At 64.7% G+C, this 15926-nt stretch carries 16 protein-coding genes, 1 tRNA gene and 1 pseudogene; 11 read left to right on the top strand and 7 right to left on the bottom strand.

Features of this window, described 5'->3' with window-relative positions; translation table 11 throughout:
- Positions 1 to 17 precede the first annotated feature (17 nt).
- Together V6U71_RS03310 and V6U71_RS03305 are read right to left on the bottom strand one after the other, a co-directional pair.
- A pseudogene (locus V6U71_RS03310) lies at positions 18 to 287 on the bottom strand (HEPN domain-containing protein); the annotation flags it as partial.
- A 566-nt stretch (positions 288 to 853) separates the two neighbouring features.
- On the bottom strand, positions 854 to 1315 hold the full coding sequence (locus tag V6U71_RS03305) for an RNA polymerase sigma factor (RefSeq protein WP_058537156.1): 462 nt from the start codon (positions 1313 to 1315) through the stop codon (positions 854 to 856).
- A 250-nt stretch (positions 1316 to 1565) separates the two neighbouring features.
- Between V6U71_RS03305 and V6U71_RS03300 the strand changes: the two genes are divergently transcribed.
- The gene (locus tag V6U71_RS03300; protein WP_058537157.1) at positions 1566 to 1766 is read left to right on the top strand and encodes a helix-turn-helix domain-containing protein; all 201 of its coding nucleotides are present in this window, start codon (positions 1566 to 1568) and stop codon (positions 1764 to 1766) included.
- On the opposite strand, the gene V6U71_RS03295 is transcribed toward V6U71_RS03300, so the two are convergent.
- Both V6U71_RS03295 and V6U71_RS03290 read right to left on the bottom strand, forming a co-directional pair.
- The gene (locus V6U71_RS03295; RefSeq protein ID WP_058537158.1) at positions 1763 to 2998 is read right to left on the bottom strand and encodes a tyrosine-type recombinase/integrase; all 1236 of its coding nucleotides are present in this window, start codon (positions 2996 to 2998) and stop codon (positions 1763 to 1765) included. The genes V6U71_RS03300 and V6U71_RS03295 overlap by 4 nt on opposite strands.
- Before the next feature lie 174 nt (positions 2999 to 3172).
- Positions 3173 to 3259, bottom strand: a tRNA-Leu gene (locus tag V6U71_RS03290).
- A 200-nt stretch (positions 3260 to 3459) separates the two neighbouring features.
- Here V6U71_RS03290 and V6U71_RS03285 point away from each other — a divergent pair.
- The 8 genes from V6U71_RS03285 to V6U71_RS03250 all read left to right on the top strand — a co-directional run bounded on the left by V6U71_RS03285 (position 3460) and on the right by V6U71_RS03250 (position 8143).
- Positions 3460 to 4395 carry a complex I NDUFA9 subunit family protein gene (locus V6U71_RS03285; protein ID WP_411340993.1) on the top strand — a complete coding sequence of 312 codons (936 nt, stop codon included), beginning with the start codon at positions 3460 to 3462 and terminating at the stop codon, positions 4393 to 4395.
- 39 nt (positions 4396 to 4434) lie between these two features.
- On the top strand, positions 4435 to 4689 hold the full coding sequence (locus V6U71_RS03280; RefSeq protein WP_054588752.1) for a DUF6356 family protein: 255 nt from the start codon (positions 4435 to 4437) through the stop codon (positions 4687 to 4689).
- A gap of 4 nt (positions 4690 to 4693) precedes the next feature.
- A complete protein-coding gene (locus tag V6U71_RS03275) occupies positions 4694 to 5449 on the top strand; it encodes an alpha/beta hydrolase (RefSeq protein ID WP_411340992.1) in 756 nt (251 codons plus the stop codon).
- 67 nt (positions 5450 to 5516) lie between these two features.
- Positions 5517 to 5954, top strand: a complete 438-nt coding sequence (locus tag V6U71_RS03270; RefSeq protein ID WP_411340991.1) for an acyl-CoA thioesterase — start codon at positions 5517 to 5519, stop codon at positions 5952 to 5954.
- Between the two features lie 9 nt (positions 5955 to 5963).
- Complete coding sequence (locus V6U71_RS03265; protein WP_054724940.1) at positions 5964 to 6401, top strand: VOC family protein; 438 nt, start codon at positions 5964 to 5966, stop codon at positions 6399 to 6401.
- Between the two features lie 6 nt (positions 6402 to 6407).
- A complete protein-coding gene (locus V6U71_RS03260; protein ID WP_411340990.1) occupies positions 6408 to 6815 on the top strand; it encodes a VOC family protein in 408 nt (135 codons plus the stop codon).
- Positions 6816 to 6898: 83 nt separating this feature from the next.
- Entirely contained in the window at positions 6899 to 7627 is a 729-nt protein-coding gene (gloB, locus tag V6U71_RS03255; protein ID WP_411340989.1) for a hydroxyacylglutathione hydrolase, read from the top strand.
- Between the two features lie 66 nt (positions 7628 to 7693).
- The gene (locus tag V6U71_RS03250; protein WP_411340988.1) at positions 7694 to 8143 is read left to right on the top strand and encodes a hypothetical protein; all 450 of its coding nucleotides are present in this window, start codon (positions 7694 to 7696) and stop codon (positions 8141 to 8143) included.
- Between the two features lie 82 nt (positions 8144 to 8225).
- Here V6U71_RS03250 and V6U71_RS03245 read toward each other — a convergent pair whose 3' ends face one another.
- From V6U71_RS03245 to V6U71_RS03235, 3 genes are read right to left on the bottom strand one after another with little or no spacing between them, the layout of a single operon-like run.
- Positions 8226 to 10031: an AMP-dependent synthetase/ligase gene (locus tag V6U71_RS03245; RefSeq protein ID WP_411340987.1), complete on the bottom strand. Its 1806-nt coding sequence runs from the start codon at positions 10029 to 10031 to the stop codon at positions 8226 to 8228.
- Positions 10032 to 10074: 43 nt separating this feature from the next.
- Entirely contained in the window at positions 10075 to 11766 is a 1692-nt protein-coding gene (ggt, locus tag V6U71_RS03240; protein WP_411340986.1) for a gamma-glutamyltransferase, read from the bottom strand.
- A 49-nt stretch (positions 11767 to 11815) separates the two neighbouring features.
- On the bottom strand, positions 11816 to 12886 hold the full coding sequence (locus tag V6U71_RS03235; RefSeq protein ID WP_411340985.1) for a quinone-dependent dihydroorotate dehydrogenase: 1071 nt from the start codon (positions 12884 to 12886) through the stop codon (positions 11816 to 11818).
- 83 nt (positions 12887 to 12969) lie between these two features.
- Here V6U71_RS03235 and V6U71_RS03230 point away from each other — a divergent pair, with 83 nt between their 5' ends.
- Together V6U71_RS03230 and V6U71_RS03225 are read left to right on the top strand one after the other, a co-directional pair.
- Positions 12970 to 14787, top strand: coding sequence for a DUF885 domain-containing protein (locus tag V6U71_RS03230; protein WP_411340984.1), 1818 nt, complete (start codon positions 12970 to 12972; stop codon positions 14785 to 14787).
- A gap of 101 nt (positions 14788 to 14888) precedes the next feature.
- Positions 14889 to 15776: an AraC family transcriptional regulator gene (locus tag V6U71_RS03225; RefSeq protein WP_411340983.1), complete on the top strand. Its 888-nt coding sequence runs from the start codon at positions 14889 to 14891 to the stop codon at positions 15774 to 15776.
- Positions 15777 to 15926 lie beyond the last annotated feature (150 nt).

Here is a 15926-nt window from a genome sequence, read left to right as displayed (position 1 = left end):
GCCAGGTCTTCGCCGCTGATCCGATAATGCTTCGAGTAGCGCGCCTTCACATAGGCGTCCTTCAGAAGACTGAAGCGGCGGCGCGACTTCTTATCGTCGTCGGGCCAGACAAAGAGGAGCCGCCGGTCGATCTTCTTCGCCTGGTTGCGCAGATTTTCCAGATTGTGGCTGTGCGGCGTGTAGAGCGTGCAGGTCAGCAGCAGCGTGTGATAAAGGCGCTCGGTCGCCTGATGGAGTTGAAACGCCGCATTCTTCCCAAACCCTTGGCTTTGGGCCGCCTCAAACATGGCGTAAAACTCCCCCGCGCTGGGATACCATTCGTCGAAATATTCTCGCGCCAGCGCGAGGGCGTCGGCCGGTCGCTTGGGCCGCGGAGTAGCGAGTTCGCTGTCGTCCGATTGATAGAGCGCGACCGCATCCTTGACGACGTCGAGGAAGAAGAATCGCCCGTCGGCGAGATTGTTGTTCACCTCCTGGAACGTGTGAACGATCAGGCTCACCGGGTGCCGCAGCCGGTGCAGCATCATATAGTCGCGCGCCAGCCGGTTCTCGAGGTGGTACCAATATTCGTGATCGGTCAGTTCGTCCTGATTGACGATGACGAGTATGTCATAGTCGGAGACATAGCCCTTCTCGGTGTGCGGCTCGTAAATCCCCTCCCCGCGCGCCATCGAACCATAGAGAATGACTTTCAGGATGCGGCCCGCCTTGCGATCGCCGCTCGCCAGCTTGTGCGCATCCTCGAATTCCTCGAAAATCGCTTGCACGATGGCTTCGAGTTCGCGCTGGTTACGGGCGGGAAGGTGGGAGATGTCGGTGCGCATGGCAATCCTTCCTGCATGACCTGGGCACCTCAGGCAATGGGCGAGGCATCATTGTTCGGCTGGATATCGGGATATAGCGCCCGATCGAGAGCGACGAGTGCTGCGGCAAGTTCGCGGCGCACCGCATCCTCGGAAATAGCGAGCCGTGCCGCAATCGACGAATAATCGAGGCGATCGCGGCAGTGCAATGTGAACACCTCGCGAGCAAATAGCGGCAGTTCGGCGATGGCGACTGCGAGGCGTTCGGGATCGATCTCCAATGAAATTCGATCGGGGATGCTCAATTGCCCGTCATGCGCCCAGCTGTGCGAAGCAGCCCCCATGATTTCTGCTGGCGCGGTGCTGTCGACCTCGGCGCTGAGTATCGCCTGCACGCGCGCGATAAGATCGCGGCGTCGCCGTCGGCGGCCGAGGCCACCAACCAGTCTGGCATAGTCGATGAGTTGGTCGCGCAGATCGACGAGCAGCGCGTATAGATGGTTGGTTCCCATGTGATATATCCTTGGCTGGAGCCGAGGGTCCGGCGGCGCATTGCCCGCCTCCCTCAGCCCCGCCCATCCACCTCCCCTCCACCTATCTCGACTTGAGCGCTCGGCACGTCGATGCCTCCCGGCGGCAAGATCATGCCCTCATCGTTGATCGCGTGACGGAACCGAGAAAATATTGTCACGGTCGGATGCACAGATCGGAGCGGGGCTGAGTTCACGACCGCGAAGAAACCAGCGAACGAAGGCATGGTCGATGCCAGAACCCCCTCCCAACCAGCCAGAAGCGGTCGTGATCGAGCCATTGACGGTCCGGATTTCTACCGCGGTCCAACTCACCGGCATCAGCCGGTCCAGGATATATGAGCTGATAGAATCGGGCGACCTCGAGACCGTCAAGGTCGGCCGATCCACATTGATTCCCTATAAGAGCCTCAAGACGCTCACTCGGACCTAGCGCGCAGAGTGCCCGCTTTGGCGGAAGTCTGGCCGCAAAATCTGGGCGCCATCGCGCAACTGATCGAGATAGTCCGACCAATGCTGCATCATGCGAACCCGTTCGTCCCAATACTCGCCGCGCGTGTAGGCTCGGCGCACCTGGGACGCATCGAGATGCGCCAGTTGTTTCTCGATCGTGTCGGCATTCCAGATACCCATCTCATTGAGCAGCGTGGCGGCCATCGCCCGAAAGCCGTGGGCCGTCATCTCGTCACGGCTATATCCGAGTCGCCGCAGCGCCGCGTTCACCGTGTTTTCCGACATGCAGCGCTGGATCGTCCGAAACGAGGGAAAAAGATACCGCCCGTGACCGGTCAGCGCATGAAGCTCTTCCAGGATTTCGAGGACTTGTCGCGACAAGGGAACCCGGTGCGGCCGCCCCATCTTCATTTTCTCTGCCGGGATGGACCAAAGCGCCGCATCCACGTCGACCTCTGCCCATTCCGCCTTTCGCAATTCTCCGGGACGGACAAACACATGCGGCGATAGCCGAAGCGCGAGCGCGGTGATCTCATGTCCCGTATAGCCATCGATCGCGCGCAGAAGCTCTCCGGCCTCCTTGGCCGTCGTCACGGCTGCGTGATGTTTGACTTTCGGGGTCGTCAGCGCACCCCGAAGGTCTACGGCGACATCCCGATCAGTTCGAGCAGTTGCGATGGCATAGCGGAACACCCTGCTGAGGACGCTCCGCATACGCCGCGCGCTCTCATAGCGCCCCGTAGCTTCCACCTTGCGGAGGACGGCCAAGGCTTCCTGAGGCGTGATATCGGCGATCGGCCGATTGCCGATCATGGGATAGGCGATGCCGAGCAGCCAGCGAATCTTGCGAAGCGTTGCGTGTGCCCTTTCCTCGCGCTCGTTCTTCGCGAACCATTCTTCGGCGATAGCCTTGAAACTATTATCGGCGGAAATCTTGCGCGTGATACGGACCACTCGCTTTTCCGCCGCGGGGTCGATCCCGGCGACGATCTTCTTGCGGGCCGCGTCGCGCAGCTCGCGCGCTGCGGCGAGGCTGACCTCGGGCCACGCTCCGAAATACAAGGTCTTCTGACGGCCGAGGTGGCGATAGTTCATTCGCCACAGTTTCGAGCCATTCGGCTGGACCGTGAGGTACAGCGCATCGGCGTCGGTCATCTTATAAGCCTTCGGCTGAGGCTTGGCGTTGGAAATCTGAACATAGCTGAGTGACATGATGGTTCTGCCTTCTGGGGGCTGCCCAGAACCATCAAAAAGACCATCAAAGCTGATGGTATGCCGATGGTCCTGGCTGGATCAGCCCGGATTCCATTCAGCGATTCTCAGCTAAAAAGCGTTGGAAAACCAGCCGCTTACTGGACGTTACCGGACGTTGCCGGAAAGGTCAAATGGTGCCCAGAAGAGGACTCGAACCTCCACGACCTTGCGATCGCCAGCACCTGAAGCTGGTGCGTCTACCAATTCCGCCATCTGGGCACGGGGTAGGAGCGGGCGCTTAGCGGGGGGGCGGTCGGCTTGTCAACCGCGCTGCGGCCGGAGCCGCATATTTTATCGCAAGGGCGCGGTTTCGCGTTGCCATCCGCCGCCTCGCCCCTTGCCCCGAGCAACGCTTCGCGGCATGGGGAGCCATCGGGCGCCCCCTTGCGCCACCACAGAATCGGATACAGGCGGACATGATGCAAAAGCTCGACGGGCAATTGATCACGGTGCTGGGCGGCGGCGGCTTCCTCGGCCGCTATGTCGTGCAACGTCTGCTGTCGCGCGGCGCGCGCGTGCGCATTGCCGAACGCGAACCGCGCAAGGCGGTCTTCCTGAAGCCGCTCGGCGGCCTCGGCCAGACGCAGTTCGTTGCCGCCGACGTCCGCGACGCCGCCAGCGTCGCGCGCGCCGTTGCCGGAAGCGATGCGGTGATCAATCTTGCCGGCAGCTTCGACGACATGGCTGCGGTGCAGGCGGACGGCGCCGGCCATGTTGCGACGGCGGCGAAGGCGGCCGGGGTTCCGACGCTGGTCCATATCTCGGCGATCGGCGCCGACAGCGAGAGCGCGTCGGCCTATGGCCGCAGCAAGGGCGACGGCGAGGCCGCAGTCCGCGCTGCCTTTCCCGCCGCAGCTATTCTGCGCCCGTCGATCCTGTTCGGCCGCGAAGACCACTTCATCAACCGGTTCGCGATGATGATGCGCCTGTCGCCGGTCATTCCGGTGATCGCACCGAAGGCGAAGTTCCAGCCGGTCTATGTCGGCGACGCCGCCGATGCCGTCGTCGCGGCGCTCGCACCCGACGCGGCAGGCAAGACCTTCGAGCTCGGCGGGCCCGAGGTGCTGACGATGGCCGCATTGCAACGGCGGGTCGCCGACGCGACGGGACGCAAGCCGCTGTTCGTCGACATCCCCGACGCGGTCGCATCGGCGCTGGCCAGCGGGCTCGGTTGGGCACCCGGCGCGCCGATTACCAAGGATCAGTGGCTGATGCTCCAGACCGACAATGTCGTCGCGACGGGTGCGAGCGGCCTGACGCAGCTCGGTGTCACCCCGACCGCGCTCGCCGACGTGACCGACGGCTGGCTGGTCCAGTATCGCCGCCATGGCCGTTTCGCGCCGGCGGTTTCGTAAAACGCCGCCGGTCATCCGGACGCCGAAAGGGAGCCCTTCATGTTCAAGCGCCTGTTCGTCGATCACCCCAAGGCCGTCGATGAAAGCTATGCCGAACATTTCGGCGTTGCATCGCGCTTTGGCCTCACAATGATCTGGGGCGGTGCCTGCGCGCTGGTCCATGCCGTCGTTCCGGGCTGGTGCATCACCACGGGCAGCGACACGATCCGCCGCCTCAACAAGATCATGGTCGAACAGCGCGCCGCCAAGGGTCAGGCCGCGATGCAGATGAATACGGTCGACTGGGTCATCTGACCGCGTGTCCGTTACCCCCGATTATCTCGATCGCGCGGCACGGCCGCGGCTCGCCTATCGCTTTGTGGCGGGTACAGGTCCGACGATCGTCTTCCTGCCCGGCTATATGTCCGACATGGCGGGAGGCAAGGCGACGGCGCTTTTCGACTGGGCAGCGGCCGAAGGACAGGCCTGTCTTCTGCTCGATTACGCCGGTTGCGGGCTGTCGGACGGGCTGTTCGCCGAACAGACATTGCTCGACTGGCGCGGCGACGTACTCGACCTGATCGATGCGAAGGCCGCGGGACCGGTCATTCTTGTCGGATCGTCGATGGGCGGGTGGCTGATGCTGCTGACCGCGCTCGCGCTGGTACAGCGCGACGGACCGGCGCGCGTCGCGGGACTGGTCGGCATCGCGGCAGCGCCCGATTTCACCGGCTGGGGCTTCACCCCCGAAGAGAAAGCGATCATCCTCGCCGAGGGCGAACTGCGCGAAGCGACACCGTACAGCGATCAGCCCTATGTGACGACGCGTGCCTTCTGGCAGTCGGGCGAGGCGAACCGCCTCCTCGACGGCGACATTCCCCTCGTCTGCCCCGTGCGCCTGCTTCACGGCGAACAGGACGGCGACGTTCCGCCGGATATCAGTGTCCGATTGTCCGCCGCGCTCGCCAGCGAGGATGTGCAGGTGACGCTCGTCAAGGGCGGCGACCACCGGCTATCGCGCGATACCGATATCGCGCTGCTGATCGACACCGTCGCGCGTATCGCGACAAATTAGGCACCGTCGCGCGTATCGCGACAAATTAGACACCGTCGCGCGGCTCGCGACCAATTAGAGGATTACGATGGCCCGCAGCGACTTCAAATTCAGCGTCAAGAAGCGCGTCCGCTATGCCGAGATCGACGCGCAGGCGGTCGTGTTCAACAGCCGCTACCTCGAATATTTCGATATCGGGATCACCGAATATTGGCGCGCTGCCGGCGTCTACGAGCGCTGGAGCGCCCTCGAAAGCCCCGAATTCCACGTCGCGCGCGCCGAGGTCGATTACAAGGCGCCGATCCTGCTCGACGAGGAAATCGACATTTGCGTTCGCTGCTCGCGCGTCGGCCGCAGCTCGATGACCTTCCTGTTCGAACTGCATGGCGCCGGCCGCGACGACCTGCGCGCGTCGGGGCTCGAGGTCAGCGTCCATGTCGAGGAAGCGCGCGACGCGACCGCCCCCGTGCCCGATGCATTCGTAAACTTGTTCGAAGCGTTTGAAGGAAAGGGTCTTCGCGCCTAGATTAGGCGGATGACGAAATATCTCCATACGATGATCCGCGTGTCGGATCCCGATGCCACCATCGCCTTTTTCAACCTCGTCGGGCTCGAGGAAGTCCGCCGTTTCGACAGCGAACAGGGCCGCTTCACGCTGATCTTCCTCGCCCCGCCGGGTCAGGCGGGGGTCGCGGAGGTCGAGCTGACCTATAACTGGCCGCCCGCCGACGGCAGCGCGGCCGAGGAATATACGGGCGGGCGCAATTTCGGGCATCTCGCCTATCGCGTCGACAATATCTACGACACCTGCCAGCGGCTGATGGACGCCGGCGTGACGATCAACCGTCCGCCGCGCGACGGACATATGGCGTTTGTCCGCTCGCCCGACGGCATTTCGGTCGAACTGCTGCAGGACGGCCATCTGCCGCCGCAGGAGCCTTGGGCATCGATGCCCAACACGGGAAACTGGTAAGCCGCCATGCCGGGCCTGTTGATCAACATCGACGTGCCCGACGTGATCGCCGGCGAGCGATTTTATACCGCCGCACTCGGGCTGACGGTCGGCCGCCGCCTCGGCAGCGATATCGTCGAACTGACCGGGTGCGACGCGCCAATCTATCTGATCGCCAAGCCTGCCGGCACCGCAATCGGCCCCGGCGGCGGCGATTTCCGGCACTATCACCGGCACTGGTCGCCCGTGCACCCCGATTTCACGGTCGACGACCTCGATCGCGCCGTCGCACGAGCGCTTGCCGCCGGGGCGACGCAGGAGGGCGAGACGATCGACCTGCCCTATGGCCGGCAGGCGATGTTCGGCGATCCGTTCGGGCACGGATTCTGCCTGATCGAATTCAATGCCGCAGGATATGACGCCATCGCCACCTGAGGCAGCAACCTGCACCTATCAAGGCTGACGGCCTTCTGCTCCGTCTTGGAAGCGAACGAGGCCGAAAGCGAAAGGAGACGATCATGACTGCACTCGACATCGTCCGCATTCCGGTCCTCAGCGACAATTATGTCTGGCTGGTGCACGAGCCCGGCAGCGGCGCGACGATGGTCGTCGACCCCGCGGTCGCCGACCCGGTGCTGGCGGCGGCGAAAGAGCGCGGCTGGACGATCACCGACATCTGGAACACCCACTGGCATCCCGACCATACGGGCGGCAACGCCGCGATCAAGGAAGCGACGGGGTGCACGATCACCGGCCCGGCTGCCGAATATGAGCGCATTCCGACGCTCGACGTGCAGGTGAAGGGCGGCGACACGGTCCGGCTCGGCAGCCACAGCGCCGAGGTATGGGACGTCCCCGCGCATACGGCGGGGCATATCGCCTATCATTTCGCGGACGATCGCGCGATCTTCGTCGGCGACACGATGTTCGCCATGGGTTGCGGCCGGCTGTTCGAGGGGACGGCCGAGCAGATGTTCGACAATATGCAGCGGCTGGGCACGCTCGACGATGCGACGCGCGTCTATTGCGCGCACGAATATACGCTGTCGAACGCGCGCTTCGCGGTCACCGTCGAGCCCGACAATGCGGAACTCGCGGCGCGGCTCGCGGCGGTCGAGGCAGCGCGCGGTGCCGGCGAGGCGACGGTGCCGACGAGCATCGGCGAGGAACGCGCGACCAACCCGTTCCTCCGTGCCGCCAGCGCGCAGGAGCTCGGCCGCATCCGGGCGTTGAAGGACGCCGCCTAGGACGGCGGGCGGAGCTTCAGGGAGCGTTCACTTTCGGGGCGTCATAGCAAAGGCAGGAGCAACATGATGGCGAAGCTCAATCCGGTTCACGGCATCGCACTGGCGATATTGGCCGCACCGCTGATCGCGGGCTGCGCGCCTGCGGGCGGCGCCGAGCCGGGCGCCGCGGCGCTGACGCCGAAACAGGCCGAAACGCTGGACAAGCAGCTTGCCGGCAAGGTTCCGGGCAAGCCCGAAAAATGCCTGCCGAGCTTTCGCACCACCGACACGATCCGGGTGTCCGACAATATCCTGCTGTACCGGGCGAGCGGCAACCTCGTCTATCGCAACGACCTGAAGGGCAGTTGTCCCGGGCTTGCGCGCGACAGCGATATCATGGTCATTCGCCAGTTCGGGTCATCGACCTGCAGCGGCGATTTCTTTCATCTGGTCGACCGGTCGAGCGGCATTCGCGGTCCGACCTGCGTGCTTGGAGAATTTGTCCCCTATCGCAAACCGGCGGGGGACGAAGGCTGAACCAGCGGTTCGGTCGCAGGCGGGGCCCGGTTTGCGCCGAGCTCTTCGGGTCGCACCCCCGCCTGCTACTAACATCCGGTCGTCACGCTTTGTAGAGCGCGGCGATCTTGTCTTCGTAGACCTGTTTCAGCACATGGCGCCGGATCTTCATCGACGGCGTCATCTGCTCATTCTCGATCGTGAAGGCCTCGTCGGCGAAATCGAACTTGCGCACCTTTTCGATCACCGAGAGCTGGCCGTTGACGCGGTCGACCGCGGCGCGGATCACGGCGCGGAACTTCTCGTGCTCGCGCAGCAGCTTCAGATCCTTGGGTAGCCCCTCGGCCTCGGCCCATTCGGCCGCCCATTCGGGATCGGGGACGAGAATGCCGACAAGATGCGGGCGCTTGTCGCCATAAACCATCGCCTGCAGGATTTCAGGCTGCAGCGTCAACATGCCCTCGACACGCTGTGGCGAGACATTGTCACCCTTGTCGTTGACGATCAAATCCTTCTTGCGGTCGGTGATGACGATGCGCCCCTTGTCGTCGATATGGCCGATATCGCCGGTGTGGAGCCAATCGTCCACCAGCACGCGTTCGGTCTCCGCCTGATTGCGCCAATAGCCCTTCATGACGAGTTCGCCGCGGACGAGGATTTCGCCGTCGTCGGCGATACGGACCTCGGTGTTCATCAGCGGCGGACCGACGGTGTCCATCTTGATCCCCGCGGACGGCCGATTGCAACTGATCACCGGTCCCGCTTCGGTCTGGCCATAGCCTTGCAGCAAGGTCAGCCCGATCGAGTGGAAGAAGACCCCGATCTCGGGATTGAGCGGCGCGCCGCCCGACACCAGCGCCTTCATCCGGCCGCCGAAACGCTTGCCGATCTTGGGCCGGAACAGCCGGTCGAGCAGCAGGTCGACCGGGCGGTCGAGCAGTCCCATGCGGCGCTCATAATCCTTTTCGCCGACGCGCAGCGCCTGATTCAGCATCCAGTTGGCGAGCTTGCCCTGTTTTTCGACCGCCTTGATCATCCGCGCCCGGATCACCTCGAACAGCCGCGGCACGACGACCATGATCGTCGGGCGCGTTTCCTCGATGTTCGAAACGAGCTTTTCGAGCCCCTCGCTGTAATAGATTTGCGCGCCGACCATGATCGGCAGGAACTGCCCGCCCGAATGTTCATAGGCATGGCTGAGCGGCAGGAAGGAGAGGAACACCTCCTCGTCGCCGATCCCGAAATCATTGACGAGCACCTCGGCCGCGCCGGCGGCATTGTGCAGGATCGCGCCATGATGCTGCATCACTCCGCGCGGCGCACCGCCGGTGCCGCTGGTATAGATGATGCACGCGGTATCCTCGCGCTTGACGCCGAGCCCGCGCGCCTTGGTCTCCTCGACATAGGTATCGCCACCCTCGACCAGCGGGGCCCAGTCATGCACCGACACCTCGCCCTGCTGGCCGACGCGCAGGCTTTCCATGCTGATCACGATATGCGCTTCGGACCGCATCACCGCGGGCATCAACACGCGCGCCAGCTTCGCGGTCGACACGATCACCGCCTTGGCGCCGCTGTTGTCGAGGATATGCTGGTGGTCGCGTTCGGTGTTGGTCGTATAGGTCGGGACGGTGATGCAGCCGGCGGCCATGATGCCCAAGTCGGCGATGCACCACTCGGGCCGGTTCTCACTCACCAGCACCACCCGGTCGCCTTCCTTGAGGCCGAGTTCGCGCAGATTATGCGCGAGCGCCGCGACCTGGCCGGCAACCTGCCGCCAGCTCAGCGGCTGCCAGGCGCGATCGGCCTTGTGCCACAGGAACGGATCGTCGCCGCCCTTTTCGGCGCGGTCGAAGAACATCGCGACCAGACTCGGAAAATGGTCGAGATGGGGGTTTTCCAGCTTCATGCCTCTTGCTCTCCCACAGAGGTTTTTCCGTTATGTGATGCTATTATCCCTGCGGCGGCGCGCCATCGACCGACGAGGTGCCGGGACCGCGCGGGTCGGCGGCGCCGTGCCACACCTCCCCAACGCGCTGCGCCGCGTTTAGCTTCGACCCGAGGTCGGTCGGGGTGAAGCTGTAGCCGAAGGGCTGCATCTTCGCCGCGATCGCCTGCCCCGCCGCATCGTCCTCGATCAGCACGCCTTTTTCACCGAAGAACAGGTTCGGCAGTGCGATCGCTTCCTCGGCCGACAGCCCCCAGTCGAGGACGCCGATCAGCGTCTTCGTGACATGCATGATGATCCGCTTGCCGCCCGCGGAACCGACCGCGAGGATCACCTTGCCGTCGGGGCCATAGACGATCGTCGGCGACATCGACGACAGCGGACGTTTGCCCGCCTCGACGCGGTTGGCCGCCGGGGCGCCGTCCTGCACCGGGCTGTGATCGAAATCGGTGAGCTCGTTGTTGAGGAAATAGCCGTTCACGTTGAGATGGCTGCCGAAGATGCTTTCGACGGTCGAGGTCATCGACGCGACATTGCCCGCGCGGTCGACCGCGACGAAATGCGTTGTGCCGTTCTCGGCGACCGGACCCGACGGCGTGCGTGGCGGCGCGCCCGGCGGCGTCCCCGCCTCATAATGGCCCGCCGCGCCATAGGGCGAGATGAGCTGACGGCGCTGGGCTAGATAGGCCTTGTCGAGCAACCCCTTGACCGGGACATCGACGAAATCGCCGTCGCCGAGATATTTGGCGCGGTCGGCATAGGCGAGCTGCATCGCTTCGGCGATGAGGTGCCAGCTCATCGGATTGTCCTTGCCCATCGTCTTCATATCCCAGCCCTCGATCATACCGAGGATGCCGAAGACGGTGGTCGCGCCCGACGAGGGCGGGCCCATGCCGCAGACCTTGTAGACGCGATAGGTGGTGCAGACGGGGGGACGCTCCTTCGCCCGATAGGCGGCCAGATCCTGCGCGGTCAGCACCGCCGGATTGCGCACCGATTTGGCGACCGTTTCGCTGATCGCGCGCGCGTTGGCGCCGGCATAGAAGGCGTCGGGACCCCGCGCCGCGATATCGCGCAACAGCGCCGCATAGGCCGGGTTCTTCAGCCGCGTCCCGACCGGCACCGGCTTGCCATCGACATAATAGATCGCGCGCGCGGCCGGAAAATCCTTCCACAACGCCTGATAGCGGTCGAGCCAGTTGTAGAGCGCCGGGGTAACCTCATAGCCGTCCTCGGCCAGCTTGATCGCGGGCTGAAACAGCGCCTTCCATTCGAGCTTTCCCCATTTTTTATGCGCCATTTCCATCAGGCGGATATTGCCGGGAACCCCGACCGAAAGGCCGCCGGGGATGACGTCGGAGTAACCGCGCGGCTTGCCGTCGGGGCCGAGAAAACGCCCGGGCTTCGCCGACGTCGGCGCGGTCTCGCGCCCGTCGATGGTGGCGATGCCGTCCGATTTCGCGTCATGATAGACGAGGAAGCCACCGCCGCCGATGCCGCTCGACTGCGGTTCGACGAGCGTCAGCACCGCGACCATCGCGACCGCCGCATCGGCCGCCGTGCCGCCCTGCTGCAGGATCGCCCGTCCGGCCTCGGTCGCGCGCGGATCGGCGGACGAGGTGACGCCCTGCGCCGCGGCGAGCGAGGGAAGCGAAACGATAAAAAGGCTGATGACGGCAAGGAGTCGTTTGATCATGGGCGCGACATTGGCGCGGGGGTGCAGACAGCGCAACCCCGATGGCGGATCAGGCGGACGTCCCCACCGCATCGGCGACCCGCGCGAAACCATCGCGAACGGCGAGCGCTTCGAGCCCGCGCGCGATGCGGGCCGCGAGCCCCGGTCCTTCATAGACCATCGCCGAATAGATCTGGACGAGGCTGGCGCCCGCACGAATCCGTTCCCACGCCTGTTCGGCCGAAGCAATGCCGCCCGCCGCGACGAGCGGCAGCTTGCCGCCGCCCGCTTTACGGAAGTCCTTGACCCGCTGGAGCGCGAGGCCTGCCAGCGGGGCGCCCGACAGCCCGCCCGCTTCGCTGGCGTGGCGCGAGGCGAGCGCCGGCCGATCGATTGTCGTGTTCGATACGATCACCGCGGCCAGCCCTTTGTCGAAGGCGACGGCAACGATGTCGTCGATGTCGGCGGGTTCAAGATCGGGCGCGACCTTGAGGAACACGGGCTTCGCGCCATCCGCCGGCTGCGCCGCGGCGACGCCGTCGAGCAGCGCTTCGAGCGCGCCGCGATCCTGCAAGGCGCGCAGCCCCGGCGTGTTCGGCGAGCTGATATTGACCGTCAGATAGTCGGCCAGCGGCGCCATCGCCGCCGTGCCCTTCGCATAGTCGGCGATGCGGTCGGCGCTATCCTTGTTGGCACCGATGTTGATGCCGAGCGGTACGGGCAGCCCGAACCGGCGCAGGCAGACGATCCGCTCCGCCGCCTTTTCCTGACCGCCGTTGTTGAAGCCCATCCGATTGATCACCGCGCCGTCTTCGACGAGGCGGAACAGCCGCGGGCGCGGATTGCCCTCCTGCGGCAGCGGCGTCAGCGTGCCGACCTCGACGAAGCCGAAACCGAAATGCGGCATCGCATGGGCGACGCGTGCATCCTTGTCGAACCCCGGGGCAAGACCGACCGGATTGGGGAAGGCCAGCCCCGCCACCTCGGTCGCCAATACGGGGCTGGTCAGCGCATGGCGCGCGCGGGGCAACGGCTGAAGCGCGTTCAGGGTCAGATTGTGCGCGGCCTCGCCGTCGGTCGCATGAACGAGCGGACGAACGAGCGCATAGGCGGCATCGGCGGCAGAGGCAAAGAGCGACATGGCCCGCCATTGCGCCGGACCGGAGCCTATGGCAAGCCCTTCGGCGGGTCAGAATGAAGTACCGGAAACCGGGGAGAAAAATGGTGTCGCACCTTCGCCTTGCCGCCAGGCTGTCCAGCGGCCTGCTCATCCTTGCGCTCGCGGGATGCGCATCGGCTACTGCCGATCTCGTGGCAACGGCGCCCGCCGCCCCTGCCCCCGCCGATCCGCCCGCCGGAGCCGGGCTCGCCGAATTCTTCGACAAATATGACGCGGCACAGCTTTCGCTCTCGCCGCAGGGCAAGGCATATCGCGGCATTCGCGACGCCGACTATGGCAAATGGGACGACCCGAGCGACGAAAGCGAGGTCGCGACCCACAAGCTGCAGCAGGCAACGGCGGAGGCGATGCGCGGCAGTTTCGATCCCGCGCGGCTGTCGACCGAGGACGCGCTGTCATTCGAGCTGTTCAATGCGCAGGCCGAGCGCGCCGACCGCCTGTTCGCCTTTCGCGACCATGGCTATCTCTTCGACCAGATGAACGGCGCGCAGAGCCGCCTGCCCGCCTTTCTGATCAACATCCACCGCGTGTCGAACGTCACCGAGGCCGAGGCCTATGGCGAACGGATCCGCGGCCTCGGTCCGGTGCTCGATTCGCTAACCGCGCAGTCCGCAGAACGCGCGACAAAGGGTCTGCAGCCACCCAAATGGGTCTATGCCTACGTCATTTCGGACATCGGCAATCTGCTCAAACCCGACAATGCCGTGGTCGAGGACCTCGCCGCCAAGGTCGGCAAGCTGGACATTGCGCCGGCGGAAAAGACGCGCCTCGTCGCCGCAGCCGGGGCGGCGTGGCGCGAAAGCGCTGGCCCCGCCTATGAACGGCTGCGCGCCGAAATGCAGCGCCAGCAGGCAAGCGCGCCGACCGAGGACGGCGTATGGCGGATGCCCGACGGCGGCGCCTATTATGCCGCGCTGCTGGCGAATTACACCACGACCGACATGACCGCCGCGCAAATCCACGACCTCGGCCTGTCCGAAGTCGCGCGCATCCACGGCGAAATGAAGAAAATCATGGCGCAAGTGGGCTTCAAGGGCACGCTTCAGCAGTTCTTCGCGCATCTGCGCGACAGCCCGCAATATTATTACACAACCCGCGAAGCTTATCTCGCCGAGGTCGATGCGAAGGTGAAGGCGATGGAAGCGCGGCTTCCGGCCTTTTTCAACATGCTGCCCAAGGCGCCGTTGCAGGTGAAGGCGGTCGAGGCGTTCCGCGAAAAATCGGCCGGCAAGGCCTTCTACCAGTCGCCCTCACCCGACGGATCGCGCCCCGGCACCTATTATGTGAACCTTTATGACCTCCGCGACATGTCGAAGACCGAGCTCGAGGCGCTCGCCTATCATGAGGGCGTTCCCGGCCATCACCTCCAGCGCGCGGTGCAGACCGAACTCACCGGCCTGCCGCCCTTCCGCCGCTTCGGCGGCTTCACCGCCTATACCGAGGGCTGGGGCCTCTATTCGGAAGAACTCGCCAAGGACATGGGCTTCTATACCGATCCCTACAGCGATTTCGGCCGGCTGGGGATGGAGCTGTGGCGCGCGTGCCGGCTCGTCGTCGACACCGGCATCCACGACAAGCGCTGGAGCCGCGAGCAGGCGATCCAGTATCTCAAGGACAATACGCCGAACCCGCAAGGCGACATCGAAAAGGCGATCGAACGCTATATCGTCTACCCGGGGCAGGCGACCGCCTATCTGATCGGCAAGCTCAAGATCATGGAACTTCGCGGCCGGGCGCAGACGGCGCTCGGCGACCGGTTCGACATCCGCGCGTTTCATGACGTCGTGCTCGAATCGGGACCGGTGCCGCTCGACATATTGGAGCGCCGCGTCGACGCGTGGATTGCCACACAGAAGGGCTAGCCCACGATAAATAAATTGCGGCTTGACGCGCCCCGACGAAAGGAAAATTATATCCGGCATAAACAGGCGGCAAAAAAGCTGCCGATGGGGTCGGTCTCGTCATGTCGGATCAATTTTCCTCGTCAGGGGACGTAAGCGGCGAAGCGCCGTTCGAACTGCATTATTTTCCGCCCGATCCCGATCTGGCGGACATGGTGTCGAGCTTTTACGCCGCGCGCGTCAACATGCCGCGCTTCGACGAATATGAACGCGCCGACCGCCCGCAATTCCGTTTCGTCACCGCCGCCGACGGCGAATATGTCTTCGCCGACGGGCACCGGTCGCAGGTCTGCAACGCCAATATCGTGGGCCCGACGAGCGGCCGGGTGCGCGCGATCAGCAATTGCCCGACGCGCATGTTCGGCTTCGGCATGCTCCCCGCCGGCTGGGCCGCGCTGATGGGCGACGACGCCGAAAAGCTGACCGACCGCGCGATCGACGCCGCCGACCTGTTCGGCGACTGGATCGGCGAGGTCGCCGCGGCGCTGGAAAATGCCGCCGACGCCGCCGAACAACTGGTGATCGGCAATAATTTCGTCCGCGAAATCCTGAAACGCAACGAACCCGCGCCGATGTGGTTCATCCGCACCGTCGACCGCTGGCTGACCGAGAGCGCGTCGCCGCAGGTGCCCGAGCTGGTCGATGCGACCGGCATGTCGATCCGCTCGGTCGAGCGGATGACCAAACATTATTACGGCCTGTCGCCGCGTATGTTGGCGCGCAAATATCGCGCCGTCCGTGCGGCGTCGGCGCTGGCGCGCGGCGAAGGGCTCGACGCCGCGGCGCTCGGCGACGCCTTCTACGACCAGTCGCACCTGATCCGCGAGATCAAGCGCTTTGCCGGCGCCACGCCGGGCCAGCTCGGCAAGCCGTCGCGCTATACCGAAGCGACGACGCGCGGCCGCAAGGAACTGGCCGGCAAGGTCAGCCCGCTGGTCTCCGAAACCTGACGCGGCGCCCGGCACCGCGCCGTTAACCACGAAAATCGCGCCCGCCGTCGTTTTGGCGTTTTCGTACAATCGCGAATCGGCCCGCGAGCATAATCCAGCCTTGCGACCCAGAAGAGCTCATCCTCCTCGCGAGGACGAGACCTTCATCTT

Source organism: Sphingopyxis sp. J-6 (assembly GCF_046603995.1).
Taxonomy (GTDB): Bacteria; Pseudomonadota; Alphaproteobacteria; order Sphingomonadales; family Sphingomonadaceae; genus Sphingopyxis.
The sequence above is the reverse complement of the archived record's forward strand: the minus strand, read 5'-3'. Positions and strand labels throughout refer to the sequence as shown.